This is a genomic window from Streptomyces sp. NRRL S-1813 (assembly GCF_000719605.1).
GTDB lineage: Bacteria > Actinomycetota > Actinomycetes > Streptomycetales > Streptomycetaceae > Streptomyces > Streptomyces decoyicus.
The window spans coordinates 858,643-884,436 of record NZ_JOHB01000001.1; the positions used below are offsets into that span (position 1 = coordinate 858,643).

23 protein-coding genes are annotated in these 25,794 nt (G+C 70.7%); 20 read left to right on the forward strand and 3 right to left on the reverse strand.

The window, feature by feature from the left end:
• The first annotated feature begins 52 nt into the window (after window positions 1–52).
• From IF67_RS0103910 to IF67_RS0103925, 4 genes are all read left to right on the forward strand, one after another.
• Window positions 53–1,063: an ABC transporter permease gene (locus IF67_RS0103910; protein WP_030082315.1), complete on the forward strand. Its 1,011-nt coding sequence runs from the start codon at window positions 53–55 to the stop codon at window positions 1,061–1,063.
• Window positions 1,060–2,166 carry an ABC transporter ATP-binding protein gene (locus IF67_RS0103915; RefSeq protein WP_030982119.1) on the forward strand — a complete coding sequence of 369 codons (1,107 nt, stop codon included), beginning with the start codon at window positions 1,060–1,062 and terminating at the stop codon, window positions 2,164–2,166. Before IF67_RS0103910 ends, IF67_RS0103915 begins: the two co-directional genes overlap by 4 nt.
• Window positions 2,163–3,272, forward strand: a complete 1,110-nt coding sequence (locus IF67_RS0103920) for a dipeptide ABC transporter ATP-binding protein (protein WP_030982121.1) — start codon at window positions 2,163–2,165, stop codon at window positions 3,270–3,272. The genes IF67_RS0103915 and IF67_RS0103920 overlap by 4 nt, the downstream gene beginning before the upstream one ends.
• Window positions 3,273–3,381: 109 nt before the next feature.
• Window positions 3,382–4,791 carry a M1 family metallopeptidase gene (locus IF67_RS0103925; RefSeq protein ID WP_030982122.1) on the forward strand — a complete coding sequence of 470 codons (1,410 nt, stop codon included), beginning with the start codon at window positions 3,382–3,384 and terminating at the stop codon, window positions 4,789–4,791.
• A gap of 24 nt (window positions 4,792–4,815) precedes the next feature.
• On the opposite strand, the gene IF67_RS0103930 is transcribed toward IF67_RS0103925, so the two are convergent.
• Window positions 4,816–5,451 carry a trimeric intracellular cation channel family protein gene (locus tag IF67_RS0103930; protein WP_051817517.1) on the reverse strand — a complete coding sequence of 212 codons (636 nt, stop codon included), beginning with the start codon at window positions 5,449–5,451 and terminating at the stop codon, window positions 4,816–4,818.
• Window positions 5,452–5,547: 96 nt separating this feature from the next.
• On the opposite strand from IF67_RS0103930, the gene IF67_RS0103935 reads away from it, so the two are divergent.
• Window positions 5,548–6,396 (forward strand): thioesterase family protein, encoded by an 849-nt coding sequence (locus IF67_RS0103935; protein WP_030982125.1) that lies wholly within the window; start codon window positions 5,548–5,550, stop codon window positions 6,394–6,396.
• 34 nt (window positions 6,397–6,430) lie between these two features.
• Here IF67_RS0103935 and IF67_RS0103940 read toward each other — a convergent pair whose 3' ends face one another.
• Complete coding sequence (locus IF67_RS0103940) at window positions 6,431–7,285, reverse strand: alpha/beta fold hydrolase (protein WP_030982127.1); 855 nt, start codon at window positions 7,283–7,285, stop codon at window positions 6,431–6,433.
• Window positions 7,286–7,476: 191 nt separating this feature from the next.
• Between IF67_RS0103940 and IF67_RS0103945 the strand changes: the two genes are divergently transcribed.
• Entirely contained in the window at window positions 7,477–8,646 is a 1,170-nt protein-coding gene (locus IF67_RS0103945; RefSeq protein WP_030982129.1) for a cysteine desulfurase family protein, read from the forward strand.
• 33 nt (window positions 8,647–8,679) lie between these two features.
• Here the strand turns inward: IF67_RS0103945 and IF67_RS0103950 are convergent, their stop codons facing one another.
• On the reverse strand, window positions 8,680–9,408 hold the full coding sequence (locus IF67_RS0103950; protein WP_078889269.1) for an N-acetylmuramoyl-L-alanine amidase: 729 nt from the start codon (window positions 9,406–9,408) through the stop codon (window positions 8,680–8,682).
• A 54-nt stretch (window positions 9,409–9,462) separates the two neighbouring features.
• Here IF67_RS0103950 and mnmA point away from each other — a divergent pair, with 54 nt between their 5' ends.
• The 14 genes from mnmA to IF67_RS0104020 all read left to right on the forward strand — a co-directional run bounded on the left by mnmA (window position 9,463) and on the right by IF67_RS0104020 (window position 25,794).
• On the forward strand, window positions 9,463–10,593 hold the full coding sequence (mnmA, locus tag IF67_RS0103955; protein WP_030982132.1) for a tRNA 2-thiouridine(34) synthase MnmA: 1,131 nt from the start codon (window positions 9,463–9,465) through the stop codon (window positions 10,591–10,593).
• Between the two features lie 357 nt (window positions 10,594–10,950).
• Window positions 10,951–11,658, forward strand: a complete 708-nt coding sequence (locus IF67_RS0103960; protein WP_037838769.1) for a VC0807 family protein — start codon at window positions 10,951–10,953, stop codon at window positions 11,656–11,658.
• A gap of 621 nt (window positions 11,659–12,279) precedes the next feature.
• Window positions 12,280–13,656, forward strand: coding sequence for an NADP-specific glutamate dehydrogenase (gdhA, locus tag IF67_RS0103965; RefSeq protein ID WP_030982137.1), 1,377 nt, complete (start codon window positions 12,280–12,282; stop codon window positions 13,654–13,656).
• Window positions 13,657–13,955: 299 nt separating this feature from the next.
• A complete protein-coding gene (locus IF67_RS0103970; RefSeq protein WP_030982139.1) occupies window positions 13,956–14,498 on the forward strand; it encodes a TIGR00730 family Rossman fold protein in 543 nt (180 codons plus the stop codon).
• A gap of 47 nt (window positions 14,499–14,545) precedes the next feature.
• On the forward strand, window positions 14,546–15,235 hold the full coding sequence (locus IF67_RS0103975) for an SDR family oxidoreductase (protein ID WP_030982141.1): 690 nt from the start codon (window positions 14,546–14,548) through the stop codon (window positions 15,233–15,235).
• A gap of 117 nt (window positions 15,236–15,352) precedes the next feature.
• Window positions 15,353–15,730, forward strand: a complete 378-nt coding sequence (locus IF67_RS0103980; protein WP_037838770.1) for a MarR family winged helix-turn-helix transcriptional regulator — start codon at window positions 15,353–15,355, stop codon at window positions 15,728–15,730.
• A 140-nt stretch (window positions 15,731–15,870) separates the two neighbouring features.
• A complete protein-coding gene (locus tag IF67_RS0103985) occupies window positions 15,871–17,292 on the forward strand; it encodes an MFS transporter (protein ID WP_030982145.1) in 1,422 nt (473 codons plus the stop codon).
• Window positions 17,293–17,592: 300 nt separating this feature from the next.
• Complete coding sequence (locus IF67_RS0103990) at window positions 17,593–18,606, forward strand: methionine synthase (protein WP_030982147.1); 1,014 nt, start codon at window positions 17,593–17,595, stop codon at window positions 18,604–18,606.
• Window positions 18,607–18,637: 31 nt separating this feature from the next.
• On the forward strand, window positions 18,638–20,854 hold the full coding sequence (ligA, locus tag IF67_RS0103995; protein ID WP_030982149.1) for an NAD-dependent DNA ligase LigA: 2,217 nt from the start codon (window positions 18,638–18,640) through the stop codon (window positions 20,852–20,854).
• Window positions 20,855–21,010: 156 nt separating this feature from the next.
• Window positions 21,011–23,119 carry a putative bifunctional diguanylate cyclase/phosphodiesterase gene (locus IF67_RS0104000; RefSeq protein ID WP_030982151.1) on the forward strand — a complete coding sequence of 703 codons (2,109 nt, stop codon included), beginning with the start codon at window positions 21,011–21,013 and terminating at the stop codon, window positions 23,117–23,119.
• A 182-nt stretch (window positions 23,120–23,301) separates the two neighbouring features.
• On the forward strand, window positions 23,302–23,445 hold the full coding sequence (locus IF67_RS43570) for a hypothetical protein (protein WP_158713031.1): 144 nt from the start codon (window positions 23,302–23,304) through the stop codon (window positions 23,443–23,445).
• A 314-nt stretch (window positions 23,446–23,759) separates the two neighbouring features.
• Window positions 23,760–24,056: an Asp-tRNA(Asn)/Glu-tRNA(Gln) amidotransferase subunit GatC gene (gatC, locus tag IF67_RS0104010; RefSeq protein ID WP_006602950.1), complete on the forward strand. Its 297-nt coding sequence runs from the start codon at window positions 23,760–23,762 to the stop codon at window positions 24,054–24,056.
• Window positions 24,057–24,061: 5 nt separating this feature from the next.
• Entirely contained in the window at window positions 24,062–25,555 is a 1,494-nt protein-coding gene (gatA, locus tag IF67_RS0104015) for an Asp-tRNA(Asn)/Glu-tRNA(Gln) amidotransferase subunit GatA (protein WP_030982154.1), read from the forward strand.
• Window positions 25,556–25,560: 5 nt separating this feature from the next.
• Window positions 25,561–25,794: a hypothetical protein gene (locus IF67_RS0104020; protein ID WP_030087700.1), complete on the forward strand. Its 234-nt coding sequence runs from the start codon at window positions 25,561–25,563 to the stop codon at window positions 25,792–25,794.

Below are 25,794 nucleotides of genomic sequence, written 5' to 3' on the forward strand. Positions count from 1 at the left end.
GGGGTCCGCGGGCCGGTGATGAACCGGCTCGCGGCGCCGACGCCGCATCCCCGTGTTCTCGTACATCATCCGCAGGTTGATCAGCGCAGTGATCCTGCTGCTGATCGTCAGCGCGGTCACTTTCGGCATCTTCTTCCTGCTGCCGAAGCTGGCCGGGCAGAGCACCGACCAGCTTGCCCAGCAGTACATCGGAAAGGCCCCCACGGCCGCGGACATCGCCGCGGTCAAGAAGAATCTCGGCCTGGACAAGCCCGTGTACGAGCAGTACTGGGACTTCCTCAAGGGCATTTTCGTCGGCGTCGACTACAAATTCGGTCCCGAAGTCGCCAAGTGCCATGTGCCGTGCTTCGGTTACTCCTTCAAAACCCATATCGAGGTCTGGCCGGAGATCCAGTCCCGGCTTCCGGTGACCCTCTCCCTGGCCGCCGGCGCGGCCGTGCTGTGGGTCGTCTCCGGTGTCGCCACCGGCGTGCTCTCCGCGCTGCGCCCCGGCTCGCTCTTCGACCGGATGGCCATGGGCGTCGCCCTGGCCGGCGTCTCCCTCCCGATGTTCTTCACGGGAGCCCTGGCACTGGCGCTGTTCACCTACCAGTGGCCGATCTTCGAGCGCAGCGACTACATCTATCTGACCGACGACCCGTTCGGCTGGGCACGGACCCTGGTCCTGCCCTGGGTCACCCTGGCCTTCCTCTACTCCGCGCTCTACGCCCGGCTCACCAGAGCGGGCATGCTGGAGACACTGAGCGAGGACTACATCCGTACGGCCCGCGCCAAGGGCCTGCGCGAGCGCAAGGTGGTCGTACGGCACGGTCTGCGGGCCGCGCTCACCCCGATCATCACCGTCTTCGGCATGGACCTGGGCCTGCTGCTCGGCGGCGCGCTGATCACCGAACAGGTCTTCTCGCTCAAGGGAGTCGGTGCCTTCGCCGTCGAGGCGATCAACGCCAACGACCTCCCGAACATCCTCGGCGTCACCCTGCTCGCCGCGTTCTTCATCGTCATATGCAATCTGGTGGTGGATGTGCTGTACGCCGCCGTCGACCCGCGGGTGAGGCTCTCGTGAACGACTCCTCCGAGGACAAGACCGAGGCCGTCGTGGGCGCGCCCACCGCGGCCGGCTCCCGGCCCTCTTCCGCCTTCCTCGAAGTGCGGGACCTGAAGGTGCACTTCAACACCGACGACGGGCTCGTGAAGTCCGTCGACGGACTGAACTTCACCCTGGAGAAGGGCAAGACGCTCGGCATCGTCGGCGAGTCCGGCTCCGGCAAGTCCGTGACCTCGCTCGCCGTGATGGGCCTGCACCGCGCCTCGCGCCAGCAGCGCAGCAAGGTGAACATGTCCGGCGAGATCTGGCTGGACGGCAAGGAGCTGGTCTCCGCCGAACCGGACGAGGTGCGCCGGCTGCGCGGCCGCGAGATGGCGATGATCTTCCAGGATCCGCTGTCCGCCCTGCACCCCTTCTACTCGGTCGGCGCCCAGATCGTGGAGGCCTACCGCGTCCACAACGACGTGGACAAGAAGACCGCGCGCAAGCGGGCGGTCGAGATGCTCGACCGGGTCGGCATCCCGCAGCCCGACAAGCGGGTGGACGACCATCCGCACCAGTTCTCCGGCGGCATGCGCCAGCGCGCCATGATCGCGATGGCGCTGGTCAACAACCCGGAGCTGCTGATCGCGGACGAGCCGACCACCGCACTGGACGTCACCGTCCAGGCGCAGATCCTGGACCTGATCCGCGATCTCCAGAAGGAGTTCGGCTCGGCGGTCATCATCATCACCCACGACCTCGGTGTGGTCGCCGAGCTCGCCGACGACCTGCTGGTGATGTACGGCGGGCGGTGCATCGAGCGCGGCCCGGCCGACAAGGTCTTCTACGAGCCCCAGCACCCCTACACCTGGGGTCTGCTCGGCTCCATGCCGCGTATCGACCGTGACCAGACGGACCGGCTGATCCCCGTCAAGGGATCCCCGCCCAGCCTGATCAACGTCCCGTCCGGCTGCGCCTTCAACCCCCGTTGCCCGTACGCGGATGTGCCCAAGGACAACCTCACCCGTACGGTCCGTCCCGAACTGCGCCAGGCCGGCGGCGGGCACTTCTCCGCCTGCCATATGTCGCAGGAGGAGCGGGAGCGTATCTGGACCGAAGAGATTGCGCCGAAGCTGTGACCGAGACGACTGACGACCAGAACAAGAAGATTCCGCTCCAGAAGACGGCCGCCCCGGCGGACCGTTCCGCGGAGTCCTCCTCCGACGCCGAGCCGCTGCTGAAGGTCCGCGGTCTGGTCCGGCACTTCCCGATCACCAAGGGCCTGCTCAAGCGGCAGGTCGGGGCGGTGCAGGCGGTCGACGGCATCGACTTCGACGTACGGCCGGGCGAAACCCTCGGCATCGTCGGGGAGTCCGGCTGCGGCAAGTCGACCATGGGCCGGCTGATCACCCGTCTCGACGAGCCGACCGGCGGCTCCATCGAGTTCCAGGGCAGGGACATCACCCATCTGTCCCCGGGCAAGCTGCGGCCGATGCGCCGTGACGTCCAGATGATCTTCCAGGACCCGTACGGTTCGCTGAACCCGCGGCACACCATCGGCGGCATCGTCTCCACCCCCTTCCGCCTCCAGGGCGTCGAGCCCGAGGGCGGGGTGAAGAAGGAGGTGCAGCGGCTGCTGGAGCTGGTGGGCCTGAGCCCGGAGCACTACAACCGCTATCCGCACGAGTTCTCCGGCGGCCAGCGGCAGCGCATCGGCATCGCCCGTGCGCTGGCGCTCAAGCCCAAGCTGGTGGTCGCCGACGAGCCGGTCTCCGCGCTGGATGTGTCGATCCAGGCGCAGGTCGTCAACCTCATGGACGACCTCCAGGAGGAGCTGGGCCTGACGTACGTCATCATCGCCCACGACCTCTCCGTCATCCGGCATGTGTCGGACCGGATCGCGGTGATGTACCTCGGCAAGATCGTCGAGTTGAGCGACCGCAAGGCGCTCTACGAGTCGCCGATGCACCCGTACACCAAGGCGCTGCTGTCCGCCGTGCCGGTGCCCGACCCCAAGCGGCGCACCCAGCGCGACCGGATCCTGCTCAAGGGCGATGTGCCCTCGCCGATCAACCCGCCCTCCGGCTGCCGGTTCCGTACCCGCTGCTGGAAGGCGACCGAGGTGTGCGCCACCACCGAGCCGCCGCTGGTCGCGCTGCGGACGGGACACCAGGTGGCCTGTCACCACCCGGAGAACGCGGAAGGTGCGGCTCCGGCGGCCGGCGCGGCGGCAACCGGCAAGTAACACTTGGGACTTGGCAAAGTCCTGGGTGAAAAGCGGCGGGAGAGTGCAGAGTCAGCACGGTTGTTCGATCTTGAGGCGAACTTCATCCGTGTGTCCGAAGGGATGACTCATGGCACTCTCCCGTTCCGCACGTCGCACCTCCCGCTGGCTCGCGCTGGCCACCGCGGTGGCCTCGGCCGCCACGATCGCCGCCGCGCCCGGGGCGTCCCCCGGCGCCCCGGGCATCGGTGATCCGTACTTCCCCGAGCTGGGCAACGGCGGCTTTGACGCCCTGCACTACGACCTCGGCGTCAGCTACCACCCCGGCAGCGGCCGCCTCGACGGCCGCACCACGCTCGCCGCCAGGGCCACCCAGAACCTCTCCGCCTTCCACCTCGACCTCCAGAAGCTGACGGTCGACTCGGTCCGGGTGAACGGCCGGCGGGCGCACTTCGCCAGATCCGGCGACGAGATATCCGTACGGCCCGACTTCCCGTTGCGCCGCGGCAAAAAGTTCACCGTCACCGTCGCCTACCACGGCGTCCCCAAGCCGCTGAGCGGCCCGATCGTCTTCGGCTCCGACTACGGCTGGATGAAGACCAAGGACGGCGTCTTCGTCGCCTGCGAGCCGAACGCCGCCTCGACCTGGTTCCCCTCCAGCGACCACCCCGGCGACAAGGCCACCTACGACATCCGCATCGACGCCCCCAAGGGCCTGACCGGTGTCTCCAACGGCCGGCTGGTCAACTCCGGGGAGGCGCACGGCCGCTCGTACGCCCACTGGCGCGAGCGCCGCCCGATGGCGACATATCTGGCCACCGCCACCATCGGCAAGTTCGACGTCCGTACGGGTACCACCCCCGGCGGCACGCCCGTCTATGTCGCCACGGACCCGACCCTGCCGACCGGCAGCGTCGACGTCTACGGCGTCACCGCCGAGGCCACCGACTACTGGTCGAAGGTCTTCGGGCCGTACCCCTTCGAGGAGACCGGGGCGATCGTCGACGACATGCCGCAGGCCGGCTTCTCGCTGGAGGTGCAGTCCAAGCCCGCCTACTCGGCCGTGCGCAACGAGACGACCATCGTCCACGAGCTGGCCCACCAGTGGTTCGGCGACTCGGTCTCGGTCAGGCAGTGGAAGAACATCTGGCTCAACGAGGGCTTCGCCAGCTATGCGCAGTGGCTGTGGGCCGAGCACAAGGGCACCCTGAGCGCCCATGACGCCTTCCGCAAGGCGTACGACGCCAGGCCGGCGGGCGACGCCTTCTGGAAGGTGAAGGTCGCCGATCCGCAGCGGGACACCATGTTCGCCCAGGCGGTCTACACCCGGGGCGCGATGACGCTCCAGACACTGCGCGAGCGGATCGGCGACAAGGCGTTCTTCAAGCTGCTGCCGGCCTGGACCTCCGCGCACCGCTACGGCAACGCGGACACCGCCCAGTTCATCGCGCTCGCCGAGAAGATCTCCGGGCAGCAGCTGGACGATCTCTTCGCCGCCTGGCTGAACACGGACAGCAGGCCGCCGCTGCCGGGCGAGTAGGACCCCGGGGCCGTCGCGCGGACGTCAGTCGGTGTCCTGCTGCCCGCCGCGGTTGCGCAGCTGCTGCGGCCGCGGCAGATGCAGCCCGAGGTAGACGGCCCCCATCCGCAGGCCGAACACCACCCCCGCCGAGATCGCCGCGGCGGGGGTGGCGCCGGTGCCGAGGTGATGCAACAGCAGATAGCAGCAGCCGCCGGCCAGCGCGGCGATCGCATAGACGTCCTCGCGCAGCAGCAGCGGCGGGAACTCCCCGCACAGCACATCGCGGATGACCTCGCCGGCGACTCCGGTCAGCACCGCCAGGATGATCACGGCGAGCGGGGTGGCGCCCGCATCGATCGCGGCGCGGGCGCCGATCACCGTGACGACGGACAGTCCGATCGCGTCGACCACCAGCAGCGATTTGTGCGGCAGCTGCCAGAACCGCAGATAGGCCATGGTGCCGACGCCGACACAGATGATCACGGTCAGCAGCACCCAGTCGTGCGTCCAGTACAGCGGCTGCCGGTTGAGGATGAGATCGCGCAGCGTGCCGCCGGAGATGGAGGCGGCGAAGGCGAGCACCAGGCCGCCGAACGGGTCCATGTTGGCGCGATAGGCGGCCAGCACCCCGCTCGCGGCGAAGGCGGCCACGCCGACCAGGTAGAGCACGTGAAGCATGGCGCACATCATCGCAGGCGCGGAAGGAGAGCTTCCGCCGGAGGCCGTTAAATTTGACACTACCGGTCGGTAACTATCCGGTGTAGCGTGCAACCCATGGCTCTGGTGACCCAAGGCAACAGCGAGTTCGACCGCGATACGGCGGTCACCCGCCGCGCCCCCGGCGTGTACGACGCGCACCTCTCCGCCGGCTGGACCATCATCCAGGCGGTCAACGGCGGCTATCTCCTCGCTCTCATGGGCCGCGCCCTGGGCGACGCCCTCCCGCACCCCGACCCGCTCTCCGTCACCGCGCACTATCTGACGGCCTCGGTCCCCGGCCCCGCCGTCATCCGCACCGACGTGGTCCGCACCGGCCGCACGATGTCGACCGGCACCGCCTCCCTCATCCAGTTCGCGGAGGACGGCAGCGAAATCGAGCGGCTGCGGGTGCTCGCGGCGTACGGCGACCTCGGTGCGCTGCCCGACGACATCCGCACCACCGCCAAACCCCCGGCCATCCCCCCGTACGAGCACTGCCTGGGCACGGACAGTGCCCCCGACGGCCGCCCCGCGATCCCCGGCAGTACGGCCATCGCCGAGCGGCTCGCCCTCCGCCTGGACCCGGAGACCGCGGGCTGGGCCGTCGGCGCCCCCTCCGGCAAGGGCGAGATGCGCGCCTGGTTCGGCCTCGCCGACGGCCGTGAGCCCGACCCGCTCTCCCTCCTGCTGACCGTCGACGCGCTGCCGCCCACCGCCTTCGAGATGGGCCTGTCCGGCTGGGTGCCCACCGTCGAGCTGACCGCCCACATCCGCCGCCGCCCGGCCCCCGGCCCGCTGCGGGTCGCCATCACCACCCGCAACCTGGCGGGCGGCTTCCTGGAGGAGGATGCGGAGGTCTGGGACTCCGAGGACCGACTGGTCGCCCAGTCACGGCAGTTGGCGCGGGCGCTGTTGCAGGACTAGGGCCCGACGCGAACGACAGGCCCGAGGGGCCTACCTACCGTCCCGTCCGCAGGAACTCCGCCAGCGCCGCCGTCAGCTCCGCCGGGGTGTCCTCCTGCACCAGATGCCCCGCGCCCTCGATCACGTGGAGGCGGGAGCCCGGGATGCGGGAGGCCAGCTCGTGCCCCTTCGCGACCGGGATCCAGCTGTCCTGCGCACCCCAGCAGATCAGCGTCGGCAGCCCGATCTCGCCGTAGCGCGCCTGGATCTCGTCCGTGAACCGCTGGTCGTTCCGGGCGATCTGCCGGTAGAACGCCGGCTGTCCCTCGGGCGTGCACCAGGGCTCGACCAGGCGGTCGAGGACGGCCGGGTGCAGGCCCGGATGGCTCGCGGAGGACACGTACTCGCGTACCAGGGCCCGGTGCAGCTCCGGCGGCAGCTGCCCGAACACCTCGGGATGCGCGCCCAGCAGCCGGTACGTCGGCGAGCCCCAGGGGGCCAGCGCCACCGGGTCGACGAGCGCCAGCCGCTCGTAGCGGGCACCGTGCAGCAGATGCGCCCGCAACGCGACACAGCCGCCGAAGTCATGCGCGACCACGGCCGGCCGGTCCGTCTCCCCGTCCAGCTCCCAGTGCGCCAGCAGCTCCCCGAACACCCGGGCCTGTGCGCCGAGCGAGACGTCCTGCCCTTCCCGCATCTCCGAGGCGCCGTACCCCGGCATGTCCCAGACGAACACCCGGTGCCGCGCGGCCAGGGCACGCGCCACACCCCGCCACACGTACGACGAGAACGGCGTCCCGTGGAGAAGGACCACCGCGGGCGCGTCCGCCGGTCCCTCGCCGTGTACCGCCCACCGCACCTCGTCGCCGGACGCGCTGCGGAACGTACGGTCCAAGAGCCACTGCGTCATGAGTGTCACGCTAGTGACTCCTTACAGGGGTGTCGAGGGGGCGGCCGCGGGAAACGGGAGCGTCACCTCCCGCGCGTGATCCGCCGGAGCCCGGGGCCGAGCGGCCGACGGCTCCCCGGCGCACGGCGCTCCCGCGCGCTGCGCATGCGCCCCCGGAGCCCGTCGCGCCAGCTCGTAGAATCGTGCGCACCATGGTTTACCTCGACCACGCCGCCACCACCCCGATGCTCCCGGAGGCGGTGCAGGCGATGACCGCCCAGCTGACCGTCACCGGCAATGCGTCCTCGCTGCACGCCGACGGCCGGCGGGCCCGGCGTACCGTCGAGGAGGCGCGCGAGTCCCTCGCCGTCTCGCTCGGCGCACGTCCGAGCGAGATCGTCTTCACCGCGGGCGGCACGGAGGCCGACAACCTCGCGGTCAAGGGCCTGTACTGGTGGCGCCGGGCCACCGACCCGGCCCGCACCCGCGTCCTCGCCAGCCCCGTCGAGCACCATGCGGTCCTCGACGCCGTGGAGTGGCTCGCCGAGCACGAAGGCGCCCGGGTCGAGTGGCTGCCGGTCGACACCTACGGCCGGGTGCACGCCGAGGGGCTGCGCACGGCCATCGCCCGCAACCCCGCCGATGTCGCGCTCGCCACGGTCATGTGGGCGAACAACGAGATCGGCACGATCCAGCCGGTCCGTGAACTGGCGGAGGTGGCCCGGGAGTTCGACATACCGCTGCACGCGGACGCGGTGCAGGCGTTCGGTCAGCTGGAGGTCGACTTCGCTGCCTCCGGGCTCGCCGCGATGACGGTCTCCGGCCACAAGATCGGCGGGCCGTACGGCATCGGCGCGCTGCTGCTCGGCCGTGAGTACGCCCCGGTGCCGGTGCTGCACGGCGGCGGCCAGGAGCGGCACGTACGCTCCGGCACCCTCGACACCCCCGCCATCGCCGCCTTCGCCGCCGCCGGCCGGCATGCCGCCGCCCACCGCGAGGACTTCGCCCGCGACATCGGCGCCCTGCGTGACGACCTGATCAAGGCGGTACGCGCCGCGGCCCCCGACGCCGTCCTCGGCGGCGACCCGGACCCCGCGGGCCGTCTCCCCGCCAACGCCCACTTCTCCTTCCCCGGCTGCGAGGGCGACTCCCTGCTGCTCCTCCTGGACGCCCAGGGCATCGCCTGCTCCACGGGCTCCGCCTGCACCGCCGGCGTCGCCCAGCCCAGCCATGTCCTGCTGGCCACCGGTATGTCCCCGGAGCTCGCCCGCGGCACCCTGCGGTTCTCACTGGGGCACACCTCCACCACGGAGGACGTGGCGGCGCTGGCCCAGGCCATCGGCCCGGTCGTGGAACGGGCACGGAGCGCGGGCCTGAGCTAGGGCTCGGGTACGGGGGCGGAGCGCGGTCCCGGGCTAGGGCTTGCCCGCGGGCTTGTCCGCGGACTCCACGGGCTTGGGTACGGGCTTGCGCAGCTCGGCCCGTACGAGCCCCAGATACCGTCCCCAGTCCCAGTGCCGCCCCGGATCCGTGTGATCCGTCCCCGGTACCTCCACGTGCCCCACGATGTGCTCCCGGTCGGCCGGGAAGCCGTACCGCCGGCATATCGATGCCGTCAGCCGTGCCGACGACGCGTACATGGCATCCGTGAACGACTCCGGGCGGTCCACGTACCCCTCGTGCTCGATCCCGACGCTCCGCTCGTTGTAGCCGCGGTTCCCCGCGTGGAACGCCACGTCCAGCTCGCGGATCATCTGGGCGATGTGCCCGTCCTTGCGGACCACGTAATGAGCGGCGGCCTCGTGGTCCGGGTCCCGGAACACATCCAGCGCGGTCGCATAGCTGCCCTGGACGACATGGATGACCACCCGGTCGATCTCGTAATCCGCCGGCCGGTCCGCCCGCCGGTAGTTCTCGGAGGACGCCGAGACCCACTGCGCGCCCCGGAAATCCACCGCCCCCGCCGTACGAGGCTTCTCGTTCCCCGGAATCCGCCACCACCAGTGCGCCAGCTCGCCCTGCGCGGCGAGCGCCCCGGCCCCGGCGGCCACCGCCCCGCCGCCCCCGATCCACAACGCCCGCCGCCGTGTGATGCCGGGCGCGGCACCCTGGCCGTTGCCCCGTTCCCCGCCCCTTTTCCCCATGCGCTGCATAACGCTTTCGGCCCTGTCGGCGGTTCCGTCTACTCTGGACTGGCTATGACTGATGACGCTCCCCGCCGCCTCCGCGTACTCGCCGCCATGTCCGGTGGTGTCGACTCCGCCGTTGCCGCGGCCCGCGCCGCCGAGGCCGGCCATGACGTGACGGGCGTGCATCTCGCGCTCTCCGAGAATCCCAAGTCGTTCCGTACCGGCGCCCGCGGCTGCTGCACGATCGAGGATTCGCACGACGCCCGCCGCGCCGCCGACGTCATCGGCATCCCCTTCTACGTCTGGGATCTCGCCGAACGCTTCCGTGAGGATGTCGTCGACGACTTCATCGCGGAGTACGAGGCCGGGCGCACCCCGAACCCCTGCCTGCGCTGCAACGAGAAGATCAAGTTCGCCGCGCTCCTGGACAAGGCCCTGGCGCTGGGCTTCGACGCGGTCTGCACGGGCCACTACGCCACGGTCGTCCTGCGCGAGGACGGCACCCGCGAGCTGCACCGCGCCTCCGACATGGCCAAGGACCAGTCGTACGTCCTCGGCGTCCTCGACGACCGCCAGCTGGCGCACGCCATGTTCCCGCTCGGTGACACCCTCACCACCAAGCCGGAGATCCGCGAAGAGGCCGCCCGCCGCGGCCTGTTCGTCGCCAAGAAGCCGGACAGTCACGACATCTGCTTCATCGCCGACGGCGACACCCAGGGCTTCCTCGCCAAGCGGCTCGGCACGGCCCCCGGCGACATCGTCGACGAGTCCGGCGTGGTCCTGGGCACCCACGAGGGCGCGTACGGCTTCACGATCGGCCAGCGCAAGGGCCTGCGCATCGGCCATCCGGCCTCCGACGGCAAGCCGCGCTATGTCCTCGACATCTCCCCGGTCGACAACACCGTCACGGTCGGCCCCGCCGATGCCCTCGACGTCACGGGGCTGACCGCCATCCGCCCCCGCTGGTGCGGCCGCCCCCCGACGGCGGGCCCCGCGACGTACACGGCCCAGCTCCGCGCCCACGGCGGCGAGACCGAGGTCACAGCGGAGCTGCTGGACGGCGCCGAGCTCCAGGTGACGTTCGCGGAGCCGGTCCGTGGCGTGGCCCCCGGCCAGGCGATCGTGCTGTACGACGGCAGCCGAGTGGTCGGCTCGGCGACCATCGCCTCCACGGAGCGGCGGGTGCGGGCGGGGGCGTAAGAGGCGCTCGTCAGCAGGTATGGAGCGCCACAGCAGGTGTGTGGGGCGGAGCGCGCGTTCCGTTTTCTCTCGCGGCGGTTGGCCGATGCCCCGGCCGATGCGCTGCGCGGCGCCCGCAACTGACAAATGTCATGGGGAAGTGAGGACAGTCGGAACTGTTGCCGTGCGTGGCCGTGCCCGAAGCTGAAGGCGTCGAGGAAGACGCTGTTCGGAGAGCACCTTGGGGGAGCCGCCGTGAACCGGAGCCGGAGCGAGAGCCGGAGCGAGAGCGACAGTTGGGGCCGGAGCGAAAATCGGAGCCGGAGCCGGAGCCCTGAGCGGAGCCAGGGCGTCGCGAACGGCACGGGCTCCCCTCCACTGGCGCAGAGCCTGTTGCCGCTCGTCCTGGACGTGGGGATTCCCCTGGCGTCGTACTACCTCCTCAGTGACGGGTTCGGGCTGAGCGAGGTCGCGGCGCTGGGCTGGAGCAGTGTGGTGCCGGCGTTGCGTACGGTCTGGGCCCTGGTGCGGCGCACGGGGGTCAACGGCCTTGCGCTGCTGATCCTCGTCGTCAATGCCGTGGGCCTGGCCATGAGCACGATGACCGGCGATCCGCGGCTGATGCTCGCCAAGGACAGCGGGGTGAGCAGTGTCGTCGGTATCGCGGTGATCGTCTCCGTGTTCATGGGGAAGCCCCTGATGACCGCCGGGCTCAAGCCGTTCGTGACGAAGGGGATCGCGGCGAGGAGCGCCGCCTGGGACCGGCTGGCGGCCGGGTCCGCGCCGTTCCGCAGGGCCGAGCGGAGGTTCTCGCTGATATGGGGGACCGTGCTGCTCGTCGAGTGCGTGGCGCGGGTGATCGGCGCCTACACCGTTCCGGTGCACACGATGGTCTGGCTCGGGTCCGTGCTGATGGTGGTCGCCATCCTGCTGGCAATGGTCGTCGCGGGCGGCAGCTGTGCCGAACCCATGGAGAAGATGGTCCGGGCCGAGGCGGAGGCCGAGGCGGAGCGCGACGCCGGCGACCGGGTGGGTGCAGCGGGAGCGGGTGGGAGCGCCCCCGTGCCGGCCGTGACGGAAAGCTGAGGGGCTCTGGCGCCCAGGAGTCCCGGGGCCGGGGAGACACCCCGTAGGTCCTGTCCGGCAGATCCGAGGAGCCGGGCGGGTCGGGCGGGCCGGGACCAGCCGCATCACGGGGGTGGGCTGGTCTCGGCAGGTCCTCTGGCGCCGGCTGTCACCCACGGCGTCGCAGACAGCTCGTGACGGAAATGACGGCACCGTCCACCGGTCGGCGTGCGCGGAGGGGGTGATGGGCGGGGCACGCGGGGCCCATGAGGTGCGAAAAGGTCTCCGCCGGTCAACTGTGAGGTGTCGCACAGCGCCCGCCGGAAAGGGGGGTGTGCGGTGCGGCGAGCGGTGCCAGACGGGCGGTGTCGGGGCGCTGACCTGCGGACATGGGGTGGGAGAGGGGCGCGCCGGGGGCGTCAGCGGCTTGGCGGAATTGCGTACGGGAACGCCGTGTCGCGCATCCCACAGTCGATCGGCGGGGTGCCGCCCATAAAGTCGGCAACGCGACGGGACGTCAAAGGTTGCCGGGTCGACGAATGGTGACGATAAGGACTCGCAAGGAGTTGTTGCACTTGTGAGGGCTCGTCAGGGTCCGGACCACAGACGGCCTTTTCCGCGGCCACGAAGGGAACGGAAGTCATGTCGACTGTTCAATCTGAGGTCAAGCCCGGCGTTCATGCGGCCGGGCCGGCATCCCTGTACGCCGAGCTGGTCCGGCGGAATCCCGGGGAGCCCGAGTTCCACCAGGCGGCTCTTGAGGTGCTGGAGACGCTGGCGCCCGCGCTGAAGGCCCGCCCGGAGTTCGCCGACGCGAAGATCCTGGAGCGGATCTGCGAGCCGGAGCGGCAAATCATGTTCCGTGTCCCCTGGCAGGACGATTCCGGAGCGATTCACGTCAACCGGGGCTTCCGGGTGGAATTCAACAGCGCGCTCGGCCCGTACAAGGGCGGTCTGCGTTTCCATGCGTCCGTGAATCTGGGGATCGTGAAGTTCCTCGGCTTCGAGCAGATCTTCAAGAATTCCCTGACCGGGCTCAATATCGGCGGAGGCAAGGGCGGCAGCGACTTCGATCCGCACGGTAAGTCGGACGCCGAAGTGATGCGCTTCTGCCAGTCGTTCATGACGGAGCTGCATCGTCATCTCGGCGAGCACACGGACGTACCGGCGGGCGACATCGGCGTAGGCGGCCGGGAGATCGGCTATCTCTTCGGCCAGTACCGGCGGATCACCAACCGCTGGGAGCCCGGTGTCCTCACCGGCAAGGGGCTGGCCTGGGGCGGCTCCAAGGCCCGTACGGAGGCCACCGGTTACGGCAATGTGCTGTTCACCGAGGAGATGCTCAAGCAGCGCGGCGAGGAGCTGGACGGCCAGCAGGTGGTGGTCTCCGGGTCCGGCAATGTCGCGATCTACACCATCGAGAAGGCGCAGGCGCTCGGCGCCAACGTGCTGACCTGCTCGGACTCCGGCGGCTTTGTCGTCGACGAGAAGGGCATCGATCTGGCGCTGCTGCGGCAGATCAAGGAGGTCGAGCGCGGCCGGATCAGTGAGTACGCCGAGCGGCGCGGGTTGTCGGCCAGGTATGTCCCCGGTGGGCGGGTGTGGGATGTCGCATGCGAGGTGGCGCTGCCGTCGGCGACCCAGAACGAGCTGGACGCGGACGCCGCCCGGGTCCTGATCCGCAACGGCGTCAAGGCGGTCTCCGAGGGCGCCAACATGCCGACCACTCCGGCGGCGGTGACGCTCCTCAAGGGGGCCGGCGTGGCCTTCGGCCCCGGTAAGGCCGCCAACGCGGGCGGTGTGGCGACCAGCGCGCTGGAGATGCGGCAGAACTCCTCGCGCGAGGCGTGGTCCTTCGAGCGTACGGAGGGCGAGCTCGCGACGATCATGCGCTCGATCCACCACCGCTGCTACGAGACCGCGGAACGCTTCGGGCTGCCCGGTGACTATGTCGCGGGCGCCAACATCGCCGGCTTCGAGCGAGTGGCCGATGCGATGTTGGACCAGGGACTGATCTGAGGCGGGGCGGGGACGGGGCGACTTGGCGTTTGCCGGGGCGGCGTCGCGTCTCCTGAGGAAGGCGGCGTCGCGTCTGCCGGCTTCAGCAGTCGAGGGCTCAGCTCCCCCCACCCCCGAACCCACCCCCACCCCCGCCCCCCCTGGGGCAGCCTCGCGCCCGCGTCGACGAGAACCTGGGAAGCCGCTTCCCGGCCGCGTCGACGAGACCCTTGGGGCCGGTGGCGACGAGCCTCTTGGGGCCGGGCGTCGACGAGTCCCTTGGGGCCGGCTTCGCGGCCCCCGGCTCGTAAGGTGATCGCATGAATATCTGTGTCTTCTGCTCCGCCGCCGACCTCGACGAGCGGTATGTCGTCCCTGCCCGCCGGTTCGCCGAGCTGATCGGCAAGGGCGGGCATGCGCTGGTCTGGGGCGGTTCGGACACCGGCCTGATGAAGGTCATGGCCGACGGGGTGCAGGAGGCCGGCGGGAAGCTGATCGGCGTGTCCGTGGAGTTCCTGCGGCACAAGGCGCGTGAAGGCGCCGATGAGATGGTCGTCACCAAGGATCTCGCCGAACGGAAGGCGCAGCTGTTGGCGCGCGCCGACGCCATCGTCATCATGGTCGGCGGTACGGGCACGCTGGACGAGGCCACCGAGATCCTGGAGCTGCGCAAGCACGGGATGCACACCAAGCCGGTGGTGCTGCTGAACACCGCCGGTTTCTACGACGGGTTGAAGGAGCAGTTCCAGCGGATGGCGTCGGAGGGGTTCCTGCCGATTCCGCTCACCGACCTGGTCTTCTTCGCGGCGGACGGTGTCGGCGCGCTGGCCTACCTGGAGGAGAAAGCGGGCATCCAGGCCTGAGCGCCCGCACCCCGCGTCCCCGTCGCCCGCTCGTTAGGATCGGCCCCATGGGTACGCACTTGATCACGGGCGCAGGGTCGGGCATCGGAGCGGCGGTCGCACGGCGGCTCGCGGAGCGCGGGGAGGACCTGTGGCTGCTGGCGCGCAACGCCGTCCGGGCCAAGGAACTGGCCGCGCAGTTCCCGGGCGCCCGCACGCTCGTGGGTGACCTCGCCACCCCGGAGAAGCTGTCCTGGGCGTTCGGACAGCAGCCGCTGCCGGACCGGATCGACTCCCTCCACCACATCGCGGGCGTCATCGAGCTGGGCGCGGTCGGCGATCTGCCGGCCAAGGCCTGGCAGCGGCAGCTGACCGCCAACCTGGCCGCGCCCGCCGAGATCACCCGGCTGCTGCTGCCGCTGGTACGGGTCGCCCAGGGGCATGTCGTCTTCGTCAATTCCGGTGCGGGGCTCCGTGCGAACGCCCAGTGGGGCGCGTACGCCGCGAGCAAGCACGGTCTGAAGGCGCTGGCCGACTCGCTGCGGGCGGAGGAGCACGACAACGGCGTCCGGGTGACCTCGGTCTACCCGGGACGTACGGCCACGCCGATGCAGGAGAGCACCCACCGGCAGGAGGGCAAGGAGTACGACCCGGCCCGCTGGATCGACCCGGAGTCGGTCGCGACGGCCATCCTCACGGCCATCGATCTGCCGCGGGACGCGGAGATGAACGATGTGTCGGTGCGGCCCGGTCGCTGAGAAGCGGGGCGCCGCCCCCGGAAGCTTTCCGCCGCGGCGACGTACGCTGCATGAGTGACCACTGATGCGAAGCCGACCGCGGCGGCGGGGTGCGGGTTCCGCGAGATCCGGGGGCTCGTGACGGAGCTGGGCCGACGGCTGGACGCCCATCAGCGCAGCCGGATCGGCGAGCTCGATCTGACGCCGACGCAGGCCAAGGCGCTGGAGGAGCTCGGCGAGCCGAAGACCGCGCGGGAGCTGGCCGGGGTGCTGTGCTGCGAGCCGCCGAATGTCACTTATGTCATCTCCAAGCTGGAGAAGCAGGGCATGGTCGTGCGCCGTCCGCACCCCTTGGACGGGCGGGCCAAGCAGCTCGTCCTCACCGATGCGGGGCGGGAGTTGCGGCTGGATCTGCTGCGGCGGATGGGGACCGCTTCGCCGCTCGACCACCTGTCGCACGAGGAGCGGGCCGCGTTGCGCGACCACCTGCTGACGGCACTGGGACGGGGCGACTGACCCCGTCGGCGTACGTACTGTCGGCGTACGTACTGCTGCACCGAGGTCCCGGGACGTCCCGGGACCTCTTTCGTATCCGTTCAGTAAAGTTATAGCTGTAATCATTGTGGGAGTGGATAGCTACAGCTTTAACTAAATTCATGATCACCGAGAAAGCGGCGGCGGGCGTGACGGCGAGCCCGGACCGGGCCGTTGGCGGCGCCCGGGGCCCTCGGCCGCGCTCCCGCAGCGGCGTCCAACTCCTCGTCCTGGCACTCGGGTTCGTGATGGCGAGCCTCGACACCGGCATCATGAATGTCGCCGCCACCGACCTGCGGGCCCGGCTCGGACTGAGCATGTCCGGCCTCACCTGGGTCGTCGACGGCTATGTCCTCGCCTTCGCCGCGCTGCTGCTGCTCGCCGGGTCGCTGGCGAAGCGGTTCGGCGCCCGCCGGATCTATCTCGTCGGGCTCGCCGTGTTCACCGGTGCGTCCCTGCTGGGCGCCGTAGCGCCGAACGGCGTCGGACTGGTGGCCGCCCGCTTCGTCCAGGGCGTGGGCGCGGCGCTCTTCATGCCCAGCTCGCTGTCGCTGCTGATGCACGCCTTCCCCGAGCCGGCCCGCCGGGCGAAGATCCTCGGCGTCTGGTCCGCGATCGTCTCCACCTCCGTCGGCCTGGCGCCGACCATCGGCGGCCTCCTGGTCGGCACCCTCGGCTGGCGCAGCATCTTCCTCGTCAACCTGCCCATCGGTATCGCGGGGCTGCTGCTCACCCGGCGGTTCGTCGCGGCCGTTCCGGCCCGGGGCACGGCGCTCGGCGGCAGCGGCCATGTCCTGGGCCTGCTCGCCCTCGGGTCGCTGAGTTACGCGCTCATCGAAGGGCCCGACAAAGGCTGGTCCGCACCGTTCGTCCTGGGGGCCTTCGCGGTCTCGGCACTCGCGATCACCGGATTCCTCCTCCGTGAGCGGGCCGCCCGCACCCCGGTCCTGCCGGTCGCGCTCTTCGCGGACAGCAGCTTCACCGCGGCCAATGTGGTCGGCTTCCTCTTCAACTTCGCCTTCTACGGGGCGCTGTTCGTCCTCGGCCTCTTCCTCCAGACCGCGCGCGGCGCGAGCCCGGTGACGGCGGGGCTCCAGATGCTGCCGGCCGTCCTCGTCATCCCGGCCGGCAACATGCTCTACGCCCGGATCGCGCCGCGGATCGGCAACCGGGCCGCGCTCACCGGGGCGCTGGCGCTCTCCGCCGCGGGCTATGTCCTGCTGTTCCTGCTCCTCACGCCCGGTCTGCCGTACTGGGTGCTCGCGGTGGTGCTCGCGCTCACCAATATCGGCAGCGGGGTCAGCGCTCCGGCGATGACCGGCGTCCTGATGGCGGCCGCGGGCCGCGAGCACACCGACATCGGCAGCGCGACCCTCAACGCCAACCGCCAGATCGGCTCCCTGGTCGGCATCGCCGGCATGGGCGCCGTACTGACGGGCGCGGGCGATGGCTACCAGGGCGCCGCCTACGCCTTCGTACTGACGGCGGGCGCGCTGGCCGTCGCGGCGCTGGCCGGCCGGCTGGGCATACGCACCCGGGCATGAGGGGGCTCCCGGGCATGAGGGGCACCCGGCCCGGCGTGGGGGACGTACTCGTGCGGTGTGCCGGGCGTACGCACCGAAGCCCTGACCGCCGTACGCATCCGAGCGTGACCGTCGTACGTCTTCGGGCGGGGCGGGCGGCAGCGTCACGGGCCGCCCTGGCCTCCCCTCCTGACGCACCTCGCCGCCCACCGCCACGGCCGGCTCCGCCACGCACCACGTACCCCGCCCCCCATCGCGACGGCCGGCTCGTCCGCACACCTGGCGCACCCCGCCGGCCGTACCGCCGCATACCCTTCCTGGGTGAGCGAGAACAGCACGCAGAAGTGGGCCGCGGGCGCGGCGACCGGGGTCGGATCGATGCCGGGCGGTGACGCGCGGGAGGCGGCGAAGACCGTCACGGGATCGGTGGAGGCCTTCCCGTATCTGTCCGAGCTCCCGTCCCGGGGGCCCGGCGCCGACATGATCGGGCGGACCCTCGGGATGCTCGTCGAGGTCTACGGCCATGTGGAGCCCAGCGGCTGGCGGATCAGCGACCGGCCGGGCCGCGACACCCGCCGCGCCCACTCCTGGCTCGGCGAAGACCTCGACGCACTGGAGGAGTTCACCCAGGGCTACGAGGGGCCGCTGAAGGTCTCCGCGGTCGGTCCGTGGACCCTGGCCACCGCGCTGGAAACGCGCAACGGTGAGGCGGCCCTCGGCGACCCCGGCGCCTGCCGGGACCTTGCCGCGTCCCTGGCGGAGGGGCTGCGCGGCCATCTCGCCGACGTACAGCGGCGGGTGCCGGGCGCCCAGGTCGTACTGCAACTCGACGAGCCGTCGCTGACGGCGGTGCTCCAGGGGCGGGTGAAGACCGCGAGCGGCTACCGCACCCACCGGGCCGTGGACCGGGTGGTCGTCGAGGGCGCGCTGCGGGATCTTGTCGCGGTGGCGGAGGGCGGTCCCGTGGTCGTCCACTCGTGCGCGCCCGAGGTGCCGTTCGGGCTGCTGCGGCGCGTCGGCGTCACGGGCATCTCGTTCGATTTCTCGCTGCTCACCGAGCGTGAGGAGGAAGTGATCGGGGAGGCCGTCGAGGGCGGTACGACGCTGTTCGCAGGCGTGGTGCCGGGCGTGGACAGCCGATTGTCAGACCCTGCCGGTAGCGTCATGGGTGTCAGGACGCTATGGCGCAGGCTGGGGCTGACACCAGGGACTCTCAGCGAGTCCGTGGTCCTCACCCCCACGTGCGGACTTGCGGGCGCTTCGCCCGCTTATGCCCGCTCGGCGCTCGCCCACTGCGCCCGGGCGGCGAGATCACTCGCAGACAACCCTGAGTGACCGCACTCAAGGACCACGGGAGGACAAAACGGTGGCTGGCGAACAGCACGCAGCGGAATCCAAGGTGCCCGCAGCGGCGCGGGAGAAGCACGCGCAGCTCGCTGAGCAGATCGAGGAGCATCGCTTCCGGTATTACGTGAAGGATGCCCCGGTCGTCAGCGACGCGGAGTTCGACAAGCTGCTGCGCTCCCTGGAGGCTCTGGAGGACGAGCACCCCGAGCTGCGCACCCCGGACTCCCCGACCCAGAAGGTCGCCGGAGCGTACGCCACGGAGTTCACCGAGGTGGAGCACCGCGAACGGATGCTCTCGCTCGACAACGCCTTCGACAACGAGGAGTTGGCGGCCTGGGCCGAGCGGATCGCCGGCGAGCTGGGCGGCGACCCCAAGAGCGCCGGCTACCACTTCCTGTGCGAGCTGAAGGTCGACGGGCTCGCCGTCAACCTCACCTACGAACAGGGCCGGCTGACCCGCGCCGCCACCCGCGGCGACGGCCGGACGGGCGAGGACATCACGCCCAACGTCCGGACGATCGCCGAGATCCCGCACCGACTCACGGGCGACCGGGTCCCGGACCTGGTCGAGGTGCGCGGGGAGGTCTACTTCCCGATGGAGAAGTTCCTGGAGCTCAACGAGCGGCTGGTGGCGGAGGGCAAGCCTCCGTTCGCCAACCCCCGCAACGCCGCGGCCGGTTCGCTGCGCCAGAAGGATCCCAAGGTCACGGCCGGCCGCCCGCTGCACATGGTCGTCCATGGTGTCGGTGCCCGCGAAGGCCTGGAGATCGACCGGCAGTCGGAGGCCTACGACCTCCTCAAGGAGTGGGGCCTGCCGACGGCCACCCACAACAAGGTCGTCGATTCCCTGGAGGCGGTGCGCGCGTTCATCGCCCATTACGGCGACGCCGAGACCCGCCGTACGGCCGTCGAGCACGAGATCGACGGCGTGGTCGTGAAGCTGGACGAGATCCGCCTCCAGGGCCGGCTGGGCTCGACCTCGCGGGCGCCGCGCTGGGCGATCGCCTGGAAGTACCCGCCGGAGGAGGTCAACACCAAGCTCGTCGACATCCGCGTCGGCGTCGGCCGTACGGGACGGGTCACCCCGTATGCCGTGGTCGAGCCGGTGACGGTGGCCGGGTCCGAGGTGGAGTTCGCCACCCTGCACAACCAGGACGTGGTCAAGGCCAAGGGCGTGTTCATCGGGGACACCGTCGTGATCCGCAAGGCCGGCGACGTCATTCCGGAGATCCTGGGCCCGGTCGTCGATCTGCGGGACGGCAGCGAGCGGGAGTTCGTGATGCCGGCCGAGTGCCCCGAGTGCGGGACGGCCCTACAGCCCGCCAAGGAAGGCGATATCGACCTGCGGTGCCCCAACGCCCGCGCCTGCCCCGCCCAGATCCGTGAGCGGCTGTTCTATCTGGCCGGCCGCAAATGCCTGGACATCGAGAACTTCGGCTATGTCGCGGCGACGGCGCTCAGCCAGCCGCTGGAGCCCGCGGAGCCGCCGCTGAAGGACGAGGGCGATCTTTTCGGCCTCTCCATCGAACAGCTGCTGCCCATCAAGTCGTATGTCCTCGACCCCGATTCGGGTCTGCCCAAGCGCGACCCGAAGACCGGCGAGGAGAAGGTCGTCACCTTCTTCGCCAACCAGAAGGGCGAGCCGAAGAAGAACGCCCTGGCCATGCTGGAGAACATCCAGGCCGCCAAGGAGCGCCCGCTGGCCCGGATCATCACGGGCCTGTCGATCCGGCATGTGGGCCCGGTGGCGGCCGAGGCGCTGGCGCGGGAGTTCCGCTCGATCGACCGGATCCGGGACGCGGACGAGACGGAGCTGGCCGCCGTCGACGGTGTCGGGGCCACGATCGCGGCCTCGTTGAAGCAGTGGTTCGCCGTGGACTGGCACCAGCAGATCATCGAGAGCTGGCGGGCCGCCGGCGTCCGGATGGAGGAGGAGCAAACGGGTGATGAGGGCCCGCGTCCCCTCGAAGGCGTCACCGTCGTCGTAACGGGCACACTTCAGTCACACACCAGAGATGGCGCGAAAGAGGCCCTCCAGAACCTCGGAGCGAAGGTGACCGGTTCTGTTTCGAAGAAGACCGGATTCGTAGTGGTGGGCGACAACCCCGGTTCGAAGTACGACAAGGCCATGCAGTTGAAGGTCCCCGTGCTGGACGATGATGGCTTCGCGGTGCTGCTGGAGCAGGGTCCTGACGCAGCGCGAGCGGTAGCTGTCACTCCGCCTGAGGAGGAGTGAGGTGTCACCCCATCGGCGCATACCAGATTGATCTGCGACGCCGGGTCGCATTCGGGCAACCGTCGTCGATCGCTCCCCGTGGCGGCCTTCTGCGGCCTACTGTTGAGGAGTGCGCCTGCCGTGGCGCGGGCACAGCCGGCTGTGAGAGGGATCGGAATGAAACCGACCGACAGCGCCGCTCCGGCGTCGCGGCTCCGGCGGCTCGTCGTGCCCGCGCTGCCCGCGACCATCGTCCTCGTGGCGGGCCTCGCGCTCGCCACGGGCGTCATCGTCACTCTTGGCGAAGGTGACGCGCTGTTCCCCGGCGGATCCATAGGCTGGTCGCTGGCGATCCTCACCGGCATCATCGTCGGCCATCTGGTCGCCCTCGGCCGGGACCGCTGGTGGGGCGGCACGGGCTCCGGAGCCGCCCTGGCCCTGGCCGTCCTGCTGCTCTACGGCTGGGTGCCCGCCACCCTCGTCAGCCTCTCCGTCGTCGTCCTCGTCGGTGCCGCCCGCCGGCACCGCTGGCGGCAGGCCGTGGTGCACGGTGCCGTGGACATCCTCGGCATCGGCGCCGCGGCGCTCGGCCTCGCCGCGTTCGGCGTGGTCTCCAGCGTCCGCCACCCCTGGGCCCCGCCGGCCTGGAATCTCTCCGTCCTCCCCGAAGTCGTCGTCACCGCCGCCGGCTACCTCTTCGTCAGCCGCGGCCTTTTGTGGGTCAGCCTCACCCCGCGCACCGGCCAGCTGCCCGCCATCCCCCGAACGGCCGTACTCCGCCAGGCACTCGTCGGCATCGCGCTGCTGGGCATCTCCCCGCTGATCGCCGTCTGCGCCCTCCACGCACCCCTGCTGCTGCCGCTGTTCGCGGTCCCGCTCATCGCGCTGGACTCCACCCTGTGGATCGCCCGCGCCCGCGCCGAGGAACAGCTCCGCGACCCGCTCACCGGCCTGCCCAACCGCCAGTGGCTGCTGGAGCGCACCTGGACCGCGCTGGACGACGCCGAGCGCGTCGGCTCCCGCTCGGCGCTGGTCCTCATCGACCTGGACCGCTTCCGTTCCGTCAACGACACCCTCGGCCACCTCGCCGGCGACCGCCTGCTGCTACAGATCGCCGACCGCCTGCGGCACGCCCTCCCGCGCGGCGCCGAGGCGGCCCGGCTCGGCGGTGACGAGTTCGCCGTCCTGCTGCCCACCACCGACTCCCTCACCAGCTCCCAGCGGGTGGCCCGCAATCTCGTCGCCGCCCTCGGCTCCCCGCTGGACCTCGACGGACTGACCCTCGTGCTCGAAGCCAGCGCGGGGGTCGCCGTCTTCCCCGACCATGCCCTCGACGCCGAAGGGCTGCTGCGCCGCGCCGATGTGGCCATGTACCAGGCCAAGCGGGACCGCAGCGGCGTCGAGCTCTACGAGGCCAAGCGGGACGGCAACACCCCCGACCGGCTGGGCCTGTTGGGCGATCTGCGCCGCGCCCTGGACGCCGGCGACGTCGAGCTGCACTACCAGCCCAAGGTCGGCTTCGACGGGCATGTCGCCGGGCTGGAGGCGCTGGTCCGCTGGGTGCATCCGGACCGCGGCCGGGTGCCACCGGACGAATTCATCGCCATCGCCGAGTCCTCCGGGCTGATGCCGCGGCTGACGGAGTACGTCCTCGAGACCGCGCTCGCCCAGGTGGCGCGCTGGCGCGCGATGGGCCTGGAGGTACCGGTCGCCGTCAATGTCTCCCCGCGCGATGTGCACTCCCCGGGCTTCGCCGGAGCGGTCGCGGCCCGGCTCGCCCGGCACCGCGTCCCACCGGGCTCCCTCCAACTGGAGATAACCGAGCACGTCCTCCTGGAGGACCCGCAGCGGGCCGCCGACACCCTCGCCGGGCTCACCGCGCACGGCGTGAAGATGTCCCTCGACGACTTCGGCACCGGCTACTCCTCCCTGGTCCATCTGCGGCGGCTCCCGGTGAGCGAGCTGAAGATCGACCGCTCCTTCGTGGCCCGGCTGGCCGTCGACAACGAGGACGCCGAGATCGTCCGCTGCACCCTCGACCTCGCGCACTCCCTCGGCCTGCTGGTCGTCGCCGAGGGCGTCGAGGACGACGAGACCTGGGAGCGGCTGCGCGACCTCGGCTGCGACGCCGTACAGGGCTGGCTGGTGGCCGCCGCGATGCCACCGGACGAGACCACGGCCTGGCTCAGAGCCCGCGGCGAGCGCGGCTGGCAGCGTGAATCGGAGACGGCCGCCCTGGCGGCGGAGAAGGCAGCCAAGCGCCCTTCCGGACAGGTCTTGAACTGACCCGGCCACCGGCCGTCCCGTGTCCCCGCTCCGAAGAACCCGCCCAGACGCCCTCAACAGCGGACCGTCCCGCCGAGCACCGGCCGACCGACGAGAGCGACGCGTCCGGAGAGAACGCCGCATCCGACGCGTCCGGAGAGAACGCCACCCCCGACGCGTCCGGCGGGAACGAAGCCTCCGACGTGTCCGGCGAGCCTGTCTTATCCGAGGAGACGGAGGAGGCGGAGCAGCCCGAGGAGACGGAGGAGGCGGAGCAGCCCGAGGAGGCGGAGGAGACGGAAGAGGCAGAAGAGGCAGATGAGCCTGCCGGGCCGGAGTCCCCCTGACGGGCCCCGACACCCTCCGGCTGACAGGCCCCGGAACCCGCCGGGCGGATCTTGGAACCGTCCCCGCGCGGATCTTGGAACCGGTCGGCGTGGATCTTGTCACCGTCCCGTGCGGTCCTGGGAAGCGCTCGGCGCGGACCTCAAAAACGCCCCGCGCCCGACGCTCACGGCCGCCCCCGGCGAAACGGTTTCGCGGCAGCTCTTCCGTACGCCATAGGATTGGGCCGGAAAAGTTCACAGGAGCATTCGACGAGAAGACTCCGCCTGGACTCTCCGCCCGGAACACTCCGCCCAGAACACCAGAGGATCGCTGCATGCCTGGCATCACGCGCGAGGAGGTCGCCCACCTCGCCCGGCTGGCACGTCTGGAGCTGAAGGCAGAAGAGCTCGACCACTTCGCCGGACAGCTCGACGACATCATCGGCGCGGTCGCCCGCGTCTCCGAGGTCGCCGACCAAGACGTACCGCCGACCTCCCACCCGCTGCCCCTGACCAACGTCATGCGGCCGGACGAGGTCCGTCCGTCGCTGACCCCCGAGCAGGCGCTCTCCGGCGCCCCGGCCCAGGAGCAGCAGCGTTTCAAGGTGCCGCAGATCCTGGGGGAGGAGTGACCGACATGGCAGACCTGATCAAGCTCACCGCCGCCGAGATCGCGGCGAAGATCGCGTCCGGCGAGGTCACCGCCGTCGAGGTGACCGAGGCCCACCTGGCACGCATCGAGGCCGTCGACGAGAAGGTGCACGCCTTCCTGCACGTCGACCGCGAGGGCGCGCTCGCCCAGGCCCGCGCCGTGGACGAGAAGCGCGCCCGCGGCGAGAAGCTCGGCCCGCTGGCCGGCGTCCCGCTCGCGCTCAAGGACATCTTCACGACGGAGGGCATTCCCACCACCGTCGGCTCGAAGATCCTCGAAGGCTGGATCCCGCCGTACGACGCGACGCTGACCAAGAAGCTCAAGGCCGCCGACGTCGTCATCCTCGGCAAGACCAACATGGACGAGTTCGCCATGGGGTCCTCCACCGAGAACAGCGCCTACGGCCCGACCGGCAACCCCTGGGACCTGACCAAGATCCCCGGCGGCTCCGGCGGCGGCTCCAGCGCCGCGCTGGCCTCCTACGAGGCCCCGCTCGCCATCGGCACGGACACCGGCGGTTCCATCCGCCAGCCCGCCTCCGTCACCGGCACGGTCGGCGTCAAGCCCACCTACGGCGGCGTCTCCCGCTACGGCATGGTGGCCTTCTCGTCCTCCCTCGACCAGGGCGGCCCCTGCGCCCGTACGGTCCTGGACGCGGCGCTGCTCCACGAGGCCATCGCCGGCCATGACCCGCTGGACTCCACCTCCATCGACGCGCCGGTCCCGGCGGTCGTCGAGGCGGCCCGCAACGGCAGCGTCGAGGGCATGCGCGTCGGCGTCGTCAAGCAGTTCCGCGGCGAGGGCTACCAGGCCGGTGTCATCCAGCGCTTCGACGAGTCCGTCGCGCTGATGAAGGAGCTGGGCGCCGAGATCGTCGAGCTGGACTGCCCGTCCTTCGACCTGGCGCTGTCCGCGTACTACCTGATCGCGCCCTCGGAGTGCTCCTCCAACCTGGCCCGCTTCGACGCCATGCGCTACGGCCTGCGGGTCGGCGACGACGGCACCAAGTCCGCCGAGGACGTCACCGCGCTGACCCGTGAGGCCGGCTTCGGCGACGAGGTCAAGCGCCGCATCATCCTCGGCACGTACGCGCTCAGCTCCGGCTACTACGACGCGTACTACGGCTCCGCCCAGAAGGTGCGGACGCTGATCACCCGTGACTTCGAGAAGGCCTTCGAAAAGGTCGATGTGATCGTCTCGCCGACCACGCCGACCACCGCCTTCCCGATCGGCGAGCGCGCCGACGACCCGATGGCGATGTACCTCGCCGACCTGTGCACGATCCCCACCAACCTGGCAGGCAACGCGGCGATGTCGCTGCCCTGCGGCCTGGCCCCCGAGGACGGGATGCCGGTGGGCCTGCAGATCATTGCTCCTGCCATGGCCGACGACCGGCTCTACAAGGTCGGTGCCGCGGTCGAGGCCGCGTTCACCGCCAAGTGGGGTCACCCGCTGCTCGAGGAGGCACCTGCACTGTGAGCGCCATGACCAAGAAGGCCAAGAACTTCAAGAAGTCCAAGGGCGGCCTGTATCTGTCGATCGGCAGCACCGCGTTCGGCGCCCTCAGCGTCGCGAAGCAGGCCAAGCTGGCCCGTCAGGAGAACGACACGCTCCGCCTGATCGACGCCGCCGTTTCGGCCGCGGCGATCGTCACCGGCCTGGCGATCCTCTACCGCGAACTGAAGCGCCTGGGCGACGACGACGTCCTGCTGGGCTGA

Excerpts from the sequence above, each read along its gene's own strand:
- IF67_RS0103930 (WP_051817517.1), bottom strand. The coding sequence starts at position 5,451 with ATGCTTCACGTGCTCTACCTGGTCGGCGTGGCCGCCTTCGCCGCGAGC.
- IF67_RS0103985 (WP_030982145.1), top strand. The coding sequence starts at position 15,871 with ATGATCACCGAGAAAGCGGCGGCGGGCGTGACGGCGAGCCCGGACCGG.
- gdhA (WP_030982137.1), top strand. The coding sequence starts at position 12,280 with ATGTCGACTGTTCAATCTGAGGTCAAGCCCGGCGTTCATGCGGCCGGG.
- IF67_RS0103925 (WP_030982122.1), top strand. The coding sequence starts at position 3,382 with ATGGCACTCTCCCGTTCCGCACGTCGCACCTCCCGCTGGCTCGCGCTG.
- IF67_RS0103975 (WP_030982141.1), top strand. The coding sequence starts at position 14,546 with ATGGGTACGCACTTGATCACGGGCGCAGGGTCGGGCATCGGAGCGGCG.
- IF67_RS0103970 (WP_030982139.1), top strand. The coding sequence starts at position 13,956 with ATGAATATCTGTGTCTTCTGCTCCGCCGCCGACCTCGACGAGCGGTAT.
- IF67_RS0103945 (WP_030982129.1), top strand. The coding sequence starts at position 7,477 with ATGGTTTACCTCGACCACGCCGCCACCACCCCGATGCTCCCGGAGGCG.
- IF67_RS0103940 (WP_030982127.1), bottom strand. The coding sequence starts at position 7,285 with ATGACGCAGTGGCTCTTGGACCGTACGTTCCGCAGCGCGTCCGGCGAC.
- IF67_RS0104020 (WP_030087700.1), top strand. The coding sequence starts at position 25,561 with ATGACCAAGAAGGCCAAGAACTTCAAGAAGTCCAAGGGCGGCCTGTAT.
- gatC (WP_006602950.1), top strand. The coding sequence starts at position 23,760 with ATGCCTGGCATCACGCGCGAGGAGGTCGCCCACCTCGCCCGGCTGGCA.
- IF67_RS0103935 (WP_030982125.1), top strand. The coding sequence starts at position 5,548 with ATGGCTCTGGTGACCCAAGGCAACAGCGAGTTCGACCGCGATACGGCG.
- IF67_RS0103950 (WP_078889269.1), bottom strand. The coding sequence starts at position 9,408 with ATGGGGAAAAGGGGCGGGGAACGGGGCAACGGCCAGGGTGCCGCGCCC.
- IF67_RS0104000 (WP_030982151.1), top strand. The coding sequence starts at position 21,011 with ATGAAACCGACCGACAGCGCCGCTCCGGCGTCGCGGCTCCGGCGGCTC.
- gatA (WP_030982154.1), top strand. The coding sequence starts at position 24,062 with ATGGCAGACCTGATCAAGCTCACCGCCGCCGAGATCGCGGCGAAGATC.
- mnmA (WP_030982132.1), top strand. The coding sequence starts at position 9,463 with ATGACTGATGACGCTCCCCGCCGCCTCCGCGTACTCGCCGCCATGTCC.